A 15,973-nucleotide genomic window follows, 5' to 3' on the forward strand; every position below is an offset into this window, starting at 1 on the left:
TTTAATTTGCCTTTTTATAGATTTACCGCCTCATTAAAAACGGAAGAGAAATGATAAATACAACATTACTTGCTGCATTGGGCACACCAGAAATTTTAGTTATTCTGGTGGTAATTATGTTATTGTTTGGCGGAAAAAAAATACCAGAACTGATGAAAGGACTAGGTCAGGGTATCAAAGAATTTAAAGACGGGCAAAACGGGAAAGAATAGTTCCGGCGGATCTTTATCTTTGTATAAATCAATCGAATTGGTATGTACAGAATAGGGATTGCAGAAGATGACATTAAAATAGCTTCGCTGATTAAATCGGGTCTGGAAGAACATGACTATTCTGTTGAAACTTTCCCCGATGGAATTACTGCTCTCCAGGCTTTTCTGGAAGAAGAGTTCGATCTGATCATTCTGGACGTGATGATGCCGGGTATGAACGGAATGGAGATTTGCCGTAGACTCAGGAAAGTGAATACAGATGTTCCGGTAATGCTGCTGACGGCTCTTGGGACGGTTGACGATAAAGTTGCCGGATTGGAAACCGGAGCAGATGATTATCTGGCTAAACCTTTTCATTTCCGGGAGTTGCTTGCCAGAATCTCTGCCCTGCTCAGAAGAAAAAAATCTGCAGAACCGAAAAAGGCTACTAAATTAAGTTTCGAAGATATCGAGCTGGATCTGGACAGTAAAACTGTACAACGTTCTGGTACGGATATCAGACTAACAGCCAAAGAGTTCGTCCTATTGGAATTATTCCTTAGGAATACCAATAAACTATTGTCCAGACAATACATTGCAGAAAATGCCTGGGATATCAATTTTGATACCGGCACGAATGTTATCGACGTCTATGTGAATTTCCTTCGGAATAAAATAGATAAAGGATTTGAAAGGAAACTGATTCATACCAAAATAGGTATGGGTTATATAATGAAATAAAGCTGATGAAAATCAAAGACCGCCTGGGACTCTATTTCACGCTGATCAGCACATTAACATTATTAGGAGTTCTGACAGTAGTCTATTTCACTTTTCTAAAGGTGATGGAGGCCGAATTCTATGACCGGCTGACTGACCGGACCATGGTTACCGCCAAACTCTATCTAGAAGCAGATGAAATTTCCAGCGACGCTTTAGATAAAGTCCGTGAAAAATACCTGGAAAGCCTCAACAGTGAAGTAATCAGGATCTATAATGACCGTAATAGCGCTTCTTTTATTGGTGATGACGAACAGTTCTGGACCAACAATATCATTAATAAAGTCCGTAAAGCAGGAAAGCTTAGATTTAAAGAAGGTGATCGTCAGGTTGTGGGTATTTTTTATAAAGATAACCAGGGAGATTTCGTAATTCTGGCGTCTGCCATTGACAAGGGCACCGCTATGCGCATTTCAAAACTGCTGAAAGTGATGATCGTTGTGTTCATCATTATTTTTATAGTGTTGCTGTTTTGCGGTCGCTGGATTGCTAAAAGAATGCTTAGCCCGCTGACTATATTTATGGAGCAGGTGAAAATGATTAAATCTAATAATTTGCATTACCGGGTGGCTGAAGGCAGGAATAATGACGAGATCACTTTACTCGCCAGAAGTTTTAACAATCTTATGGAACATCTGGAGCACTCCTTTATCCTGCAAAAAACGTTTGTCGCAAATGCCTCCCATGAATTGAGAACGCCTGTAACGAGAATGGTAATCAGTGCAGAACTGGCTCTCAGCCGGGAAAGGGATATTCCTGCTTATAAAGGCACTTTGAATTCGGTACTGGAGGATGCGGAGAAACTTGACCAGATAATCACAGCACTGCTCAAACTCGCTCAGGCAGATCTGGAATACAGTGCCGCATTAAAGGAAGATGTGCGTATAGACGAACTCCTCTGGCAACTACAATCAGAATGGAACGAGCGCAAGGGAAACGGAAGCCTTCAGATTGAGATGATCAATATGCCGGACACTGTAGAACCACTTACAGTCAACGCCAGCTATACTTTATTACAGATCGCGCTGGACAATATCATAGGAAATGCTTTTAAATTCTCAGCGGATAAAACCGTCACCTGTATTATGGAGGTTAGTCCAGCCGGCATCAAACTGGTAATCAGCGATAAGGGGATGGGAATTTCATTAGAGATCTTACCCGAAATTTTTAAACCATTTTACACCAACAGTGGTAAAAGCGGTCAGGAAGGACATGGCATGGGCTTATATCTGGCGCACAAAATTATTACTCTTTTCGGGGGAACTATCACTGCTTCGTCAAATCCGGGACAAGGAACTTCCTTCACAGTTACATTTCCTGCATTTTAATCTCGTTTTAATCTCACTTTAATTCCCCTTTAATGTACTGCGGATAGCTTTGTTCAAACTAACAAAGAAATGATATCCAATCTGGTTAAAATCTATACTTTGTGTGCCGGGCTACTCCTGCAGGGTGCATCCCTGCGGGCTGGCACACCTATAGTAACCGACACGCTCCATCTTACACTGCCACAGGCAGAAAAACAATTTCTCGAATCCAACCTTCAACTTATCTCCCAGCATTATCAGACCGATCAGGCGAAGACAGACATTATCACTGCCCGGCTGTTTGATAACCCCGAGTTCAGTTTTGAGAATCAACTATACAACCCACAGACCAAGCGTTTTTTTGAGACCTCAAAAACCAATGGACAATACCAGGCTTCAATCTCACAGCTGATTAAATTAGCAGGAAAAAGAAACAAAAATATTCAGCTTGCCCAAACAGGTGTAAAACTCGCAGAATATGAATACTTTGATCTGCTCCGAACCTTACGTTATAAACTGCGTACGGACTTTTACAAGACCTATTATGACCAGCAATCTGCCAAACTTTATGCCAGGCAGATCGCATCCCTTGAACAGCTAACAAATGTATCCGAACAACAACTAAAATCTGGCAATATAGCTGTCAAAGATGTGATCCGGATTAAATCTCTCCTTTACAGTCTCCAATCCGAATTTAATGCACTGCAAAATGGAATTGCCGATACAGAAAGTGAGTTAAAAATCATGACTGGCATTAATGCGGAAGCTGTTATACAACTGATTATGGATCCCGCTGCCGAACAAACTTATCAGCCACAGCAGACTGTGTATATACATCTGCTGGATTCTGCCATGGTGAACCGCGCAGATTTAAAACTTAGTCAGACAGGCATCAGTTACGCAGAACAAAATTTGAGGCTACAAAAAGCCAATGCTGTACCTGATGTAGCTGTATCTCTGGTTTATGATCTGAAATCCTCGTATCCGGACAATTATACCGGCTTGGGTATACATGTTCCCCTTCCCCTTTTTAACCGGAATCAAGGCGAAATTAAAAAAGCAAAGATTGCGATAGACGCAGGCAAAAATCAGCTTAAACAACAGCAGCTTACTTTGGAGAATGAAGTATTCAATAGTTATTCCGCAGCCTTAAGAACAGAAAAACTTTACACCGGGATAGACAAATCTTTTAGTACAGACTTTGACAAACTCATCACAGAAGTGATTAAAAATTTCAAAAACAGGAATCTCAGCCTACTGGAGTTTATGGACTTCTACGAGTCCTATAAAGCTGCCACCTTGCAAATGAATGCACTTAGATACCAGCGCATGGATGACAAGGAAGAAATCAATTACGTTACCGGCTCTCAAATATTCAACTAATATGACCACTATTCAGATTAAACGCCTCAGCAATATGCTGGCTATTTTATTTGCCGTCAGCGTGCTTTTTTGCAGCTGTTCAGAGCAGGAAAAAGAAAAACCAAAAGAATTAAAATTCGAATTAACAGACTCCCTGATCAGCAGGCTTAAAATAGATACAGTCGGAGATCCGAACGGAGAAACCCAGCTCAGCTTTTCGGCAAAGATTACCCCGAACGAAGAAACAACTGCACGCATTTTTCCAATGGTTAGTGGAAATGTTCGTTCTGTGCCCGTAAGATTGGGCGACAGGGTCTCCGCAGGACAGGTTCTGGCGGTTATGGGTAGTCCGGAGATGGCCGGTTACGATAAAGAAGCGATCAGTTCTTCAGCGGAATTGCAAACAGCGTCAAGGAATGTGAAACAGGCGGAAGAAATGTACAAAAGCGGACTGGGTTCTGCGCGTGAGCTCGAAGAAGCCAGGAACGATTTTTTATCTAAACAGGCAGAGAGCACCAGAAGTAAGGCCGTATTACGTCTTAATGGCGGTGGTACGAACGGCAGTTATATTATCAAATCTCCGGTATCCGGTTTCATCATTGAAAAAAACGTAAACAATAACATGCAGCTCAGACAGGATCACAGCACAAGTCTGTTTACAGTAGCAGACCTGAGTCAGGTCTGGGGAATCATTAATATTTATGAGTCTGACATTGCCAGTATTAAAGAGGGAGATGAAGTTAAGATCTCTATCCTCTCCTACCCGGATAAAATTTTTACAGGAAAAATCAATAAGATTTACAATGTCCTGGACGAAGACAGTAAGGTTATGAATGCCAGGGTTATAATTCCGAATCCAGGTTTTCTGCTCAAGCCAGGTATGATGGCGACCGTACAAGTCTCTGCAAAAAATGATATCAGCCTGCCAGCCATAAAAGCAAACAATATCATATTTGATGAGAACAAAAACTACGTGCTGGTACTGGATAAGCAAAAGAAAATCCGCATTCAGGAAATTCAGCTGGAACGCAAATCCGGAGAAATGGCTTATATCAGCAAGGGTCTGAAGGCTGGAGACCGTATCGTTGCCTCCAAACAAGTATTTCTTTACGAGAGCCTGAAAGATTAGTCTGCTCCATTTAATCAAAAGATAATGAACAAATTCATTAAAGCTATTATAGGTTTTTCGCTGAAAAACAAATACATCATTTTCTTTGGTACTTTTTTGTTGGTACTTGCGGGATATCTGAGCTTTAAACACACTACAATAGAAGCTTTCCCTGACGTAACCAATACCAATGTTACTATTATCACCCAATGGCCGGGAAGAAGCGCCGAAGAGGTAGAGAAATTCGTTACGCGTCCTCTGGAAATAGCGATGAACCCAACTGAGCGGAGGACAAGTATCAGATCATCTTCTCTATTTGGGTTATCCATTGTCAAAATTACTTTTGATGACGATATAGACTATGCCTTTGCCAGGGTTCAGATTAACAATCATATTGCAGATGCAGATCTGCCAACTGGTGCCGATCCACAAGTACAGCCACCCTATGGGCCAACGGGTGAGATCTTCAGGTACACTTTAAAGAGTGACCAGAAATCAATCCGGGAGTTAAAAACATTACAGGACTGGGTGGTAGAACGAGAACTGCTTTCTGTTCCCGGCATTGCCGATGTCGTGAGCTTTGGCGGAGAGGTTAAAACTTACCAGATCACGGTCGATCCTCAAAAATCCATTCAATATGGTGTAACTGCTACGGAACTGTTTGACGCAGTATCCAAAAGCAATATTAACGTTGGCGGAGATGTAATCAATCAGGGCGGCCAGGCCTATGTCGTTCGTGGTATTGGGGTGTTGAATAACATTGATGAAATCAAAAATGTAATTGTCGACAACCTGAATGGGACACCTGTATACGTCAAAAATATAGCAGAGGTAACAGAAAGCTCATTACCCAGACTGGGTCAGGTCGGCAGAGATCTGGACCCCGATGTTGTCGAAGGCATCGTTGTGATGCGTAAAGGCGAAAACCCGAGTGAGGTTTTAACCAGACTGAAAGAGAAAATTGCTGACATCAATGAAAATATTCTGCCTGCAGATGTCAAAATCAATACTTTCTATGACCGCGAGAATCTGGTAGACTTCGCCGTTCATACTGTCATGCATAATATGATGGAAGGAATCATCTTTGTAACAGTAATTGTATTCCTGTTCATGGCAGACTGGAGGACGACGCTCATTGTATCCATTATTATTCCGCTAGCCCTTTTATTCGCATTTATTTGCCTGAAGATGAAAGGAATGTCAGCAAACTTACTTTCAATGGGGGCGATTGATTTTGGGATTATCATTGACGGGGCCGTTGTTATGGTCGAGGGAATATTTGTAGCCCTGGACCGTAAATCTCACCAGGTTGGTACAGATAAATTCAATAAACTGAGTAAGCTTGGGATTATCAAAAGAGCATCTCTGGAGAACGGAAAAGGAATTTTCTTTGCCAAACTGATTATTATAACCGGCCTGCTTCCGATTTTCACTTTTGAAAAAGTGGAGGGAAAGATGTTCTCTCCACTGGCATGGACCTTAAGCTTTGCCTTATTAGGTGCATTAATACTCACCTTTACCCTGGTTCCGGCATTGGCCAGCGTGCTGTTAAAAAAGAATGTCCGGGAAAAGGATAATATCTTCTTGCGCACAATTACCAGAGCGACCATGAGCACATATAATTGGTGTTTTAAACGTAGAAAACCCGTATTTATCGCTGCCTTGATTATCCTGGTCCTGGGTATATTCAGTTTCAAATTTCTAGGCACAGAATTTCTGCCCTCATTAGATGAAGGTTCTATTTATGTGAGAGCGAGCGGCCCTTTAAGCATCTCATTGGAAGAGACGACTAAGCTGTCAAATGACATCCGTAAAATATTACTTCATTTTGATGAAGTGAAGCAGGTCTTATCACAAACGGGCCGTCCTAATGATGGAACGGACGCAACAGGCTTTTATAACATGGAATTCATGGTTGATATCTATCCGAAATCTGAATGGAAACGTAAAGAAACCAAGGAACAGCTGGTCGAAAGGATGCAGGAAAAACTCAAAGGTTTTCCTGGTATAAGCCTCAACTTCTCCCAACCTATTTCCGATAATGTGGAAGAAGCAGTATCCGGGGTAAAAGGCTCTATTGTTGTAAAAATGTTTGGTGATGACTTTAACTTCATTGAAAATCAGGAAGAGAAGATTGAGAGCATTCTGAAAACAGTTCAGGGTATTGAAGATCTTGGAATCTTAAGGAACCTGGGGCAACCAGAATTGCAGATCAACCTTGATCAGACTAAAATGGCACTGTATGGAGTTCGTACTGAAGATGCTAATGCTGTTATAGAAATGGCTGTAGGTGGTAAATCGGCAACTCAGATCTACGAAGGGGAAAAGAAATTTGACCTGCGGATCCGTTATCCTGATTCCTTCAGACAAAGTGAGGAATCAATTGGCAAACTCCGTATTCAGAGTCTGTCGGGAGCGAAAGTACCACTGAGTGAGATTTCCACTATCCACAAGGTTACGGGCCCGAGTATTATTTACAGGGACGGTCATAAACGTTACGGTGCTATTAAGTTCTCCATCCGTGGCCGGGATATGGGAAGTACCATTGCTGAAGCGCAGGCAAAAGTTAATGAAGCAATTAAAATGCCTAAAGGTTACCATCTGCAATGGGCCGGAGATTTCGAAAATCAGCAACGTGCAACAGCCAGATTATCTACAGCTGTACCTATCAGCCTGCTGCTAATTTTCTTTATCCTCTTTGTTCTGTTCGGCAATATCAAAGATTCCCTGCTCGTATTGAACAATGTACCTTTTGCGCTGGTAGGCGGGATTCTCGCGCTGCTCATCACAGGAGTGAATTTTAACATTTCTGCAGGGATCGGCTTCATTGCCTTATTTGGGATATGCGTGCAAAATGGCGTGATTTTGCTGACTAGGTTTAAAACTAATATCGCGGAGTTGAAATATCATCCGACCTGGAGCTTCTCAGATGCGCTGCAGGATGGTATCGCAACCAGAATGCGTCCGGTTATTATGACCGCTTTAATGGCTGCAATCGGATTAATGCCCGCAGCATTATCTACCGGAATAGGTTCAGAAGCGTCTAAACCACTGGCAATAGTTGTTATCGGCGGGTTGATTACGAATACGCTTTTCAGCTTGTTCGTCTATCCGATCGTATTTTACTGGTCATACCAGAAAAAAGCGAAGCACCTAACGGACACCAGAGATGAGTTCGGAGTTGCAATACATTAAAAAAGATTTGGTTTGCGTTTGGATATGGGGATATAATGATTGGCAGATTATTGATATCCCAAACAGTAAAAGGGGTTCCCGTTGGAATCCCTTTCTGTATTTAAAAAATTTCATTTTTTGAATTGAAGGCTATCGATGTCCCCTATTTTTTCTGAAACAGAATTAACCTGTTTGCTGTTATTGGATTGTAACAGGTAAATCAACAGACCTTTAAACTCGAGAATATGGCAGATTTAGAAACTAACAATCCCACCTTTGAGATTGCTGTTAAATTGCAGCAGAATGAAAAGCTGATCAAGGTTCAGCAGGATGAAACCAGTGATGGAGTTCCCGTCTTCAAATGCTATTCTGACGGTAAAATGCTAACTGAAATCAGACAGGACCATGAAGGCACCTGGGATCAGTTGTGGGGTGAACTCGAACAGGAAGATATTAACCGGGTTGGTGAATCAATCTTAAACTATTTAGACTAATGGAAACACATCATCAGCTCAAATTACATTCAGGAAAATTCAGCATTGAAAAACAGCATCTGGTAAATATTGGCCTGACTGAACGCTTTGTCTCTGTGCTTGCAGGCGGTGTACTCATTGGCAGCGCACTTTCCCGGCCATTTAAATCACGTTTTTTATACGGCGCTTATCTCGCTTACAGGGGAGTTACCGGACATTGCCTGGTTTATGAACAATTAGGAATTGATTCAAAAAGGCCTCATGCAGTTAATATTCGGGGGGAATTTATTATTGACAGGGAGGCTTCAGATTTATACAATTACTGGAGAAATCTAAATAATCTGCCCGGAAGCCTTAAACATCTCCTGGATGTACAGCAGCTGGATGAAACCACCTCTGCCTGGAAGTCAAAAGTATTGGGCCATGTATTCCCGGTAAGATGGGCCGCTGAGATTGTTAAGGATGAGCCTGGCCGGCTTATTGGCTGGCGGGCGACAAACGACCCGGTCTGGAAGCATGTTGGCCGTGTTGAATTTGAACCGGTTGCCGAGACAGGACAAACCAAACTGAAAATTGTGTTATCTTATCATCCCCCGGCTGGAGGCTTAGGCCTTGGCGTGGCCAGGCTGATCAACCCTTACTTTGAAGGATTGCTCAGCAAGGAAATTATAAATTTCAAACATCATATCGAAAGCCAGCAGAATATCGGGGCTTAAAGCATTGAACTACCTACTCCGACAGCGAGTACCATTAGGATCATCATGATGTAAAATCCAATGACAACCATTGTGATGATTCCACAAAATTTAAAAAAGGACTTCAATTTCCCCATGGCAACACCCAGACTAGGCTGATCGGCGTAAAGCACAGCTGTATTTGCTGCTTTAGAAAACTTAAACAGCATTAGACTTGGATAGAACTGAATAAGAGCGATAAGCAGATAAAAAATAGTGAAACCGGCAGCCCCCATTTTCAACAGCGGGTTTGCCGGGCTAACTGCTGAAAGCGTAGATATAATTGCACCTGCGGAAAATGCAGACATGGCTACCATAGCTGAGAAAACAAAACCGACAATCGAAAGAAACCTTGCCCATTTGGCCATATCATACAGGTAACTTCTGACATCTTCAGTAACCCATATCGCATTCACTTCCTCTTCTTCTTCCTGGTGTTGAGGTTTTATTTCTTCAAAGTTGTCCATAATATTATACTATTGGTAGTTTATTGGATAAACATAAAGAATATTTGAAAGCCCCGCAAGTTTATTAACAGCAGGATTTAAAAAAATTGATACCTTTGCGCCAAATCTAGAAAATTAAAATTCATGGCATTACAATGTGGTATAGTGGGTTTACCAAATGTTGGAAAATCTACCTTATTTAACTGTTTATCAAACGCGAAAGCGCAAGCAGCTAACTTTCCTTTCTGTACTATTGAACCTAATATTGGTGTAATTACTGTTCCTGATGAACGTCTGACCAAGCTCGCTGAGCTGGTTAAACCTAATCGCATTGTGCCAAATACTATCGAAATTGTAGATATCGCAGGTCTGGTTAAAGGAGCTTCCAAAGGTGAAGGATTAGGAAATCAATTCCTGGGAAACATCCGTGCAACTAACGCAATTATCCATGTGCTTCGCTGTTTCGATGACGGAAACGTAATTCACGTTGATGGTTCTGTTGACCCTATCCGCGATAAGGAAATTATTGACACTGAATTACAGCTGAAAGACCTGGATACAGTGGAGAAAAGAATTCAAAAAGTGGAAAAATTAGCTAAGACCGATAAGGATGCTAAAAAGACTTTTGAAATTCTAAGTGTTATTAAACCTCATCTGGAAAGCGGAAAATCTGTACGTTCTGCAGCACTGGAGGCAGAAGACTTTGCTTTTATCCAGGACCTGGGCTTGCTTACACAGAAACCAGTAATGTACGTATGTAATGTCGACGAAAACTCAGTCTTAACAGGTAACGCTTATGTTGACCGTGTGAAGGAAAGTGTAAAAGATGAAAACGCAGAAGTATTGGTTATTTCTGCTAAGATTGAATCTGAAATTGCAGAACTGGAAAGTTATGAAGAACGTCAGGAATTCCTGGGCGATCTTGGTCTTACAGAGTCAGGCGTAAATAAACTGATTGTTGCAGCTTACCGCCTGCTTGATCTATATACCTATTTTACCGCTGGTGTGCAGGAAGTTCGCGCATGGACAATTACCAAAGGATTTACTGCACCTCAGGCAGCAGGTGTAATCCATACAGATTTTGAAAAAGGATTTATCCGTGCAGAAGTTATTAAATATACCGACTTCGTAACCTTAGGTTCAGAAAATGCTTGTAAAGAAGCTGGTAAACTCGGCGTAGAGGGTAAAACATATGTCGTGGAAGATGGTGACATCATGCATTTCCGTTTTAACGTATAACACACCTCGTCAGTACCAGAAAGGTACACATGAGGATATAAAAAAAGAGGATACCATGTGGTATCCTCTTTTTTTATATCCATAATTATAATTTTGATGAATTATCAGAGCAGTACACCACTCAGGAACATCACAGCTACTGAGAAATAAATGATTAGTCCGGTAACATCTACAAGCGTTGCTACAAACGGTGCCGAAGAGGTTGCAGGATCGGCCCCTAATTTTTTCAACAATAAAGGAAGCATAGAACCAGCTAGCGAGCCCCAAAGAACAACTCCGACCAAAGCCACACCGACCGTCATACCGATTAGTGCCCAATGTTCGCCGTACATATCTGTAAACATGGTCCATACGAAAATACGCAGAAAACCAATTGCGCCTAGTACAATACCCAACATTAATCCGGATATGATTTCCCTGCGCATGACGCGCCACCAGTCTCCTATTGTTATCTCACCCAGAGCCATTGCCTGAATGATCAATGTAGAGGCCTGTGAACCACTATTACCACCGCTGGATATGATCAATGGCACGAACATCGCCAAAACCACAGCCTTCGCTATATCGGCTTCAAAATGCGCCATTGCAGTAGCAGTAAGCATCTCACCAAGAAACAAAACAACCAGCCACCCAATTCTTTTACGAAAAAGCCCAAAAATAGGCATATCCAGATATGGTTCATCAAGGGCTTCTGTTCCCCCGATTTTGTGCATATCTTCTGTATATTCTTCATTGGCAATCCACAGGATATCATCTACAGTAACAATCCCCAGCAAAACGTTGTGATCATCTGTTACCGGTAGAGCCACACGATTATTCATCCTGAATACGTTAATCGCTTCTTCCTGCGGATCATTTGCATTCAGCGCGATCAAACGATTATCTGTTAACTCACCGACAGGTACATTAGGATCGGCGAGTAAAATTTCACGGATCCGGATATCATCGATCAGCGTACCATCATTATCAATTACATACACGACATCAATGGTTTCCGAATCTTTACCATATCTTCTGATATGTTCCAGTACAGTTTTAACGGTCCAGTCCTTTTTAACGGCTATATAATCCGGCGTCATCAGACGACCGACACTATCTTCTTTATAGCCTAATAAGGAAAGGGCCTCTACCCTATCTTTAGCGGGTAATAGAATAATCAGCTTTTTAACAGCATCTCCTTTCAACTCAGAAAACAAGGAGGTCCTGTCATCCGGTGGCATGAGATTAATCAGCTGTGCTAGCTTTTCACCAGGAAGTTTTTTAATAATCTTTTCCTGAGTAGGAAAATCAAGGATACGGAATACATTGACCGCCCTTTTTATAGATAAGGTATTGATAAAATGGACTGCGTAGTGTGGAAGCTCATCTATGAGATGTTCGACATCTGAAATATTGAGCGTATCTAAATATTCCCCCAATTTCCCCTCTTCATTAAGCTCAATTAGTCTGGTGACTTCTTCAACTACTTGTTCTTCCATATACAGCCCTCAATTTTACATGTTTATAATTCTAACCTGATTGCAAAAGTGATGTTTTATTTTTAAAAACCGCAGCGGAGCTCACAAAAAATTGTATTTCTGAGAGGAAATATTTTTTAAACTTTTACAACTAAAAAAACGACACTTGAGTCACTGACAATCAAAAACTTACATATCCGTAAAATTTACCCCGAATTCAAACAGCAGCAAACTCGAAGAATGATTCCGGCCCAATTGAACGGCTAAACCTTTAAAGACTGCCGACTTCCAGGTTTCCTGACTCTGCCTGCTGCTTTTTCCATTTCCTTAATCTGCCTCTTGCATTTTTATAAGGCGAGGAACTATTGAACTGAATCATTCTCCCCATGGTCCATTTACCATACCAGCCCTCTCCGTATAATTCCTGATCTGTATGGCGCGAAATTAAAGTCTCTAAAAGAGAGACAGTACTTGCTAATCTTTGGATTAGCTGCGGATAATCCAGGTCTTCGTAATCTTTATAAAATTTACCGGCAAGCCGGCCCAGCTCATTCCACTTATATCCTGTTTCAGGAAAATCTACAACTTGCCCCTTCTGCCGCATACTGTGCCATTTCAGTACAAGCTCTCCCCATCCGATCAGATAAGCAATCAGGTTATTAATTGATATTAAAGTACCCTTAGCGTGTCCATCCATAGATTTTTCCAGCATTTTACCTGGAGGAACTGTGCTCAACTCTTTCTGTAGCAACGTGAAGCTCTGATGAATTTCAGCTAATAAAGCTGCCTTTGTAGTAGGAACTGCCATATAAGTATTATTTAAATCTTAAATTAGTAAAAATAACTAATGAGGCAAATACAGATTTAAACGGTTCATCTATGTAGAGTTATCATTTGATTCAACAGGATCCCGAAAGTCATTTAAGGGTTAAAGTAAATGATATTGAATATATCCTTGACAGGATTTTATATTTTTCCGAAAATAAAAAAATGAAGATCTTACTTATCGAAGATACGCATGACCTGATCTCAGTGATTGTACGTGGATTAAATGATGCAAATATAGAAGTAAGTGTGGCTGTCGATGGTCAGACTGGATTGGAAATGGCACTCAATCATGAATTTGATTTGATTATATTAGATATTATGCTTCCTGGATTAAATGGTATTCAAATTTGCCGGGAGGTTAGAAAAGTAAAAGAAAACGTCCCCATTCTAATGCTGACTGCCCTGGCGAGTACAGAAAATATTGTTACCGGACTTGATAGCGGCGCCGATGACTACATGGTTAAACCTTTTAAATTTGCGGAGCTGGAAGCACGTATCAGAACTCTGGTGCGCAGAGGCAACAGGGATTTAATCAAGTCTGATATGATATCCATATCGGATCTGGAGATTAATACGTCTTCCAAAACTGCATTTAGAAATAAAAATGCAGTCAGCCTGACTTCTACGGAATACAGGCTACTTGAATATCTGGTCAAGAACCAAAATAAAGTGCTGTCCAGAATACAAATTTTGGAAAATGTATGGGATATTGATTTTAATATGGGTACCAATGTGGTCGATGTATATATTAACTATCTGCGCAAAAAAATTGACACCAATTACCCGGACAAATTAATTCATACAGTATTTGGAATGGGCTACATTATGAAAACAGAAAATTTAAATGCGAATTCAGTCTAAAATTACATTACTATTTTTCACAATTGCAACCGCAGGTCTGATCCTGATCAATGCAGTTATTTTCTACTTTGTCTCAGCCTTCAACTTTGATGATTTCTTCAAGCGGCTCGAAGCCAGGGTTAATCTGGCTGCTGAGATCAATGTCCATCCGGATCAAAATTCAGCATCTTACAGAGAAGTAAGAACCCGCTATCTGGAAAAACTGGAAATGGAGCGCGAATACATCGTTAAACTCGAAAATTCCGGTCAATTCAAAAAACCGCTGGAGCTGCCCGCATCATTCTATCAGGATGTAATCCAGAAAGGTAAAGCCCGCTATAACCGTGACAAAGACTTTTTTGCAGGCTCGCTTTTTAAAACCGATCAAGGAGATTACATGGTGATCATTACAGCATCCAATCCATCAGGTTTTGAAGAGCTTACTACTTTAAAAAAAATATTGATTATTGTTTTCTTCATAGCAATCTTCTTAACCTACCTCGTCGGAAAAATTTTCTCTCATTACACGGTTAAGCCCGTAAAAACCGTTATCCGCAGCGTAAATAAGATTTCAGCTGATAATCTGCATATGAGACTGAGTGAGCTGGAGGGAAAAGACGAAATATCTGAACTGGTCCAAACCTTTAATAATATGCTTAACCGACTGGAAACGGCTTTTGCTACACAAAACAACTTCGTTAGTAATGCTTCTCATGAGCTCAAAACACCAATGAGTGTTATAACCAGCGAGTCGGAACTGCTGCTTTCTCAACCGGACCTTTCGGACAAGGCAAGAGCATCGGCGAAAGTAATTCTTTCCCATGCTGAAAAACTTGCCGCTATAACAACCAGCTTACTGGGGCTTGCACAAACCGGTTTTGATGGTAAGAGACAAAACTGGCAAAAGATACGGGTAGATGAATTGGTGATGATGGTTGCAGATTCTGTCAAAAAAATAGATCCTGAAAGTAACGTCCAGATTAATTTTGACACACTTCCCGAAGATGACACTTCCCTTTACACGGATGGTAACATTAATTTATTGCAGCTTGCTTTAAGCAATATCGTACTCAATGCATGTAAGTATTCCAACAATCAGCTAGTGGAAGTCCGGGTTGCTTCTGACAAGGAAAGAATAAGTCTGATCGTGACAGATAAGGGAATCGGTATTCCACAAAATGAGCAGCAGCATATCTTTGAACCTTTCTTCAGGGCTTCCAACACCACAGAGTTTGATGGATTTGGTATAGGCCTGCCGCTGACCCTGAATATTATCCGCATTCATAAGGGTTCGATCGGTATCATATCTGAAGAAAAAATAGGCACAGAAATGCGAATAATCTTGCCCGTCTCCAGTGAATTCTAATCAAATTTTAATAACTCTAAATAATACCCCGCTAAAACGGGGTATTTCTCTTATAAGCCCTCTGTAATCTAATCAAAATCTAATAACTCTCTTATCCCATCTTAATGACTCTGCGGTAAAATTGCATAAGTAATAATTGTTATCCTAAACTTTTAAATAAAACTTATGAAAACCATTTTTATCCCCACCGACTTTAGCCTGAATTCGTTAGACTGTATAACTAACCTTTGTGAACAATATGAAAATGAATCCTTAAACTTCATTTTTGTTCATGCATTCAAGCTTTCTGATTCTATCAGCGAATTGTTGATGTTATCCAGAAGATCCAGAGAATATGATTATATCCCGGACGGTTTTTATGAACGGTGCAATCAGATAAAAGCAGAATGCCCTCAGGTAGTATCTATCAGAACCGAATTCTTCTTTGGTAGTACAATGGCCACATTCAGAAATTTTCTTGAAGCAAACGACGTGACCTGTATCCTCAATCCTAAGGATTGCTCTTATACGAGTCTGAATAAATCCAGCCTGGATCCTTTTGTCCTTACTTCCAAATGCGGGCTGCCGATCGTTTCCGTACTGACAATTAAAAAATTGGTTACCGAACAGGTAGAAAATGCTCCTACCGCAAAGCAGATGATTGCAGAAGCTTATTAAAAACCTTTTAA

At 40.9% G+C, this 15,973-nt stretch carries 15 protein-coding genes; 12 read left to right on the plus strand and 3 right to left on the minus strand.

The window, feature by feature from the left end:
• Nucleotides 1–50 precede the first annotated feature (50 nt).
• The 8 genes from BM192_RS09060 to BM192_RS09095 all read left to right on the plus strand — a co-directional run bounded on the left by BM192_RS09060 (nt 51) and on the right by BM192_RS09095 (nt 9,111).
• Nucleotides 51–212 carry a Sec-independent protein translocase subunit TatA/TatB gene (locus BM192_RS09060; RefSeq protein ID WP_170844850.1) on the plus strand — a complete coding sequence of 54 codons (162 nt, stop codon included), beginning with the start codon at nt 51–53 and terminating at the stop codon, nt 210–212.
• Between the two features lie 42 nt (nt 213–254).
• Nucleotides 255–932, plus strand: a complete 678-nt coding sequence (locus BM192_RS09065; RefSeq protein WP_037439138.1) for a response regulator transcription factor — start codon at nt 255–257, stop codon at nt 930–932.
• A 5-nt stretch (nt 933–937) separates the two neighbouring features.
• Nucleotides 938–2,299, plus strand: coding sequence for a sensor histidine kinase (locus BM192_RS09070; RefSeq protein ID WP_037439139.1), 1,362 nt, complete (start codon nt 938–940; stop codon nt 2,297–2,299).
• 69 nt (nt 2,300–2,368) lie between these two features.
• Entirely contained in the window at nt 2,369–3,661 is a 1,293-nt protein-coding gene (locus tag BM192_RS09075; RefSeq protein ID WP_037439141.1) for a TolC family protein, read from the plus strand.
• Nucleotide 3,662: 1 nt separating this feature from the next.
• Nucleotides 3,663–4,769: an efflux RND transporter periplasmic adaptor subunit gene (locus BM192_RS09080; RefSeq protein ID WP_074590525.1), complete on the plus strand. Its 1,107-nt coding sequence runs from the start codon at nt 3,663–3,665 to the stop codon at nt 4,767–4,769.
• Between the two features lie 24 nt (nt 4,770–4,793).
• On the plus strand, nt 4,794–7,943 hold the full coding sequence (locus tag BM192_RS09085) for an efflux RND transporter permease subunit (RefSeq protein WP_051759703.1): 3,150 nt from the start codon (nt 4,794–4,796) through the stop codon (nt 7,941–7,943).
• Nucleotides 7,944–8,167: 224 nt separating this feature from the next.
• Nucleotides 8,168–8,416: a hypothetical protein gene (locus tag BM192_RS09090; RefSeq protein ID WP_037439143.1), complete on the plus strand. Its 249-nt coding sequence runs from the start codon at nt 8,168–8,170 to the stop codon at nt 8,414–8,416.
• Nucleotides 8,416–9,111: a YgaP-like transmembrane domain gene (locus tag BM192_RS09095; protein WP_037439144.1), complete on the plus strand. Its 696-nt coding sequence runs from the start codon at nt 8,416–8,418 to the stop codon at nt 9,109–9,111. Before BM192_RS09090 ends, BM192_RS09095 begins: the two co-directional genes overlap by 1 nt.
• Here the strand turns inward: BM192_RS09095 and BM192_RS09100 are convergent.
• Nucleotides 9,108–9,596, minus strand: a complete 489-nt coding sequence (locus tag BM192_RS09100; protein ID WP_037439145.1) for a hypothetical protein — start codon at nt 9,594–9,596, stop codon at nt 9,108–9,110. The genes BM192_RS09095 and BM192_RS09100 overlap by 4 nt on opposite strands.
• Nucleotides 9,597–9,719: 123 nt before the next feature.
• Here BM192_RS09100 and ychF point away from each other — a divergent pair, with 123 nt between their 5' ends.
• Nucleotides 9,720–10,814 carry a redox-regulated ATPase YchF gene (ychF, locus tag BM192_RS09105; protein ID WP_037439148.1) on the plus strand — a complete coding sequence of 365 codons (1,095 nt, stop codon included), beginning with the start codon at nt 9,720–9,722 and terminating at the stop codon, nt 10,812–10,814.
• A gap of 104 nt (nt 10,815–10,918) precedes the next feature.
• On the opposite strand, the gene mgtE is transcribed toward ychF, so the two are convergent.
• Nucleotides 10,919–12,292 carry a magnesium transporter gene (mgtE, locus tag BM192_RS09110; protein ID WP_037441721.1) on the minus strand — a complete coding sequence of 458 codons (1,374 nt, stop codon included), beginning with the start codon at nt 12,290–12,292 and terminating at the stop codon, nt 10,919–10,921.
• Nucleotides 12,293–12,542: 250 nt separating this feature from the next.
• Nucleotides 12,543–13,079, minus strand: coding sequence for a ClbS/DfsB family four-helix bundle protein (locus BM192_RS09115; protein WP_037441719.1), 537 nt, complete (start codon nt 13,077–13,079; stop codon nt 12,543–12,545).
• Between the two features lie 182 nt (nt 13,080–13,261).
• Between BM192_RS09115 and BM192_RS09120 the strand changes: the two genes are divergently transcribed.
• From BM192_RS09120 to BM192_RS09130, 3 genes are all read left to right on the plus strand, one after another.
• Complete coding sequence (locus BM192_RS09120) at nt 13,262–13,960, plus strand: response regulator transcription factor (protein ID WP_037441728.1); 699 nt, start codon at nt 13,262–13,264, stop codon at nt 13,958–13,960.
• Nucleotides 13,944–15,305, plus strand: a complete 1,362-nt coding sequence (locus tag BM192_RS09125) for a HAMP domain-containing sensor histidine kinase (RefSeq protein WP_037441717.1) — start codon at nt 13,944–13,946, stop codon at nt 15,303–15,305. The genes BM192_RS09120 and BM192_RS09125 overlap by 17 nt, the downstream gene beginning before the upstream one ends.
• A gap of 165 nt (nt 15,306–15,470) precedes the next feature.
• Nucleotides 15,471–15,962 (plus strand): hypothetical protein, encoded by a 492-nt coding sequence (locus BM192_RS09130; RefSeq protein WP_037441714.1) that lies wholly within the window; start codon nt 15,471–15,473, stop codon nt 15,960–15,962.
• Nucleotides 15,963–15,973: the final 11 nt, after the last annotated feature.

Origin of the sequence: Pedobacter antarcticus (assembly GCF_900112985.1) — a bacterium.
GTDB lineage: Bacteria > Bacteroidota > Bacteroidia > Sphingobacteriales > Sphingobacteriaceae > Pedobacter > Pedobacter antarcticus.

What these genes read in the sequence shown, in the direction of transcription:
- BM192_RS09085 (WP_051759703.1), top strand. Translation starts at nt 4,794, where the DNA reads ATGAACAAATTCATTAAAGCTATTATAGGTTTTTCGCTGAAAAACAAA.
- BM192_RS09075 (WP_037439141.1), top strand. Translation starts at nt 2,369, where the DNA reads ATGATATCCAATCTGGTTAAAATCTATACTTTGTGTGCCGGGCTACTC.
- BM192_RS09125 (WP_037441717.1), top strand. Translation starts at nt 13,944, where the DNA reads ATGCGAATTCAGTCTAAAATTACATTACTATTTTTCACAATTGCAACC.
- BM192_RS09060 (WP_170844850.1), top strand. Translation starts at nt 51, where the DNA reads ATGATAAATACAACATTACTTGCTGCATTGGGCACACCAGAAATTTTA.
- BM192_RS09120 (WP_037441728.1), top strand. Translation starts at nt 13,262, where the DNA reads ATGAAGATCTTACTTATCGAAGATACGCATGACCTGATCTCAGTGATT.
- BM192_RS09095 (WP_037439144.1), top strand. Translation starts at nt 8,416, where the DNA reads ATGGAAACACATCATCAGCTCAAATTACATTCAGGAAAATTCAGCATT.
- BM192_RS09070 (WP_037439139.1), top strand. Translation starts at nt 938, where the DNA reads ATGAAAATCAAAGACCGCCTGGGACTCTATTTCACGCTGATCAGCACA.
- mgtE (WP_037441721.1), bottom strand. Translation starts at nt 12,292, where the DNA reads ATGGAAGAACAAGTAGTTGAAGAAGTCACCAGACTAATTGAGCTTAAT.
- BM192_RS09115 (WP_037441719.1), bottom strand. Translation starts at nt 13,079, where the DNA reads ATGGCAGTTCCTACTACAAAGGCAGCTTTATTAGCTGAAATTCATCAG.
- BM192_RS09130 (WP_037441714.1), top strand. Translation starts at nt 15,471, where the DNA reads ATGAAAACCATTTTTATCCCCACCGACTTTAGCCTGAATTCGTTAGAC.
- BM192_RS09100 (WP_037439145.1), bottom strand. Translation starts at nt 9,596, where the DNA reads ATGGACAACTTTGAAGAAATAAAACCTCAACACCAGGAAGAAGAAGAG.
- BM192_RS09065 (WP_037439138.1), top strand. Translation starts at nt 255, where the DNA reads ATGTACAGAATAGGGATTGCAGAAGATGACATTAAAATAGCTTCGCTG.
- BM192_RS09080 (WP_074590525.1), top strand. Translation starts at nt 3,663, where the DNA reads ATGACCACTATTCAGATTAAACGCCTCAGCAATATGCTGGCTATTTTA.
- ychF (WP_037439148.1), top strand. Translation starts at nt 9,720, where the DNA reads ATGGCATTACAATGTGGTATAGTGGGTTTACCAAATGTTGGAAAATCT.
- BM192_RS09090 (WP_037439143.1), top strand. Translation starts at nt 8,168, where the DNA reads ATGGCAGATTTAGAAACTAACAATCCCACCTTTGAGATTGCTGTTAAA.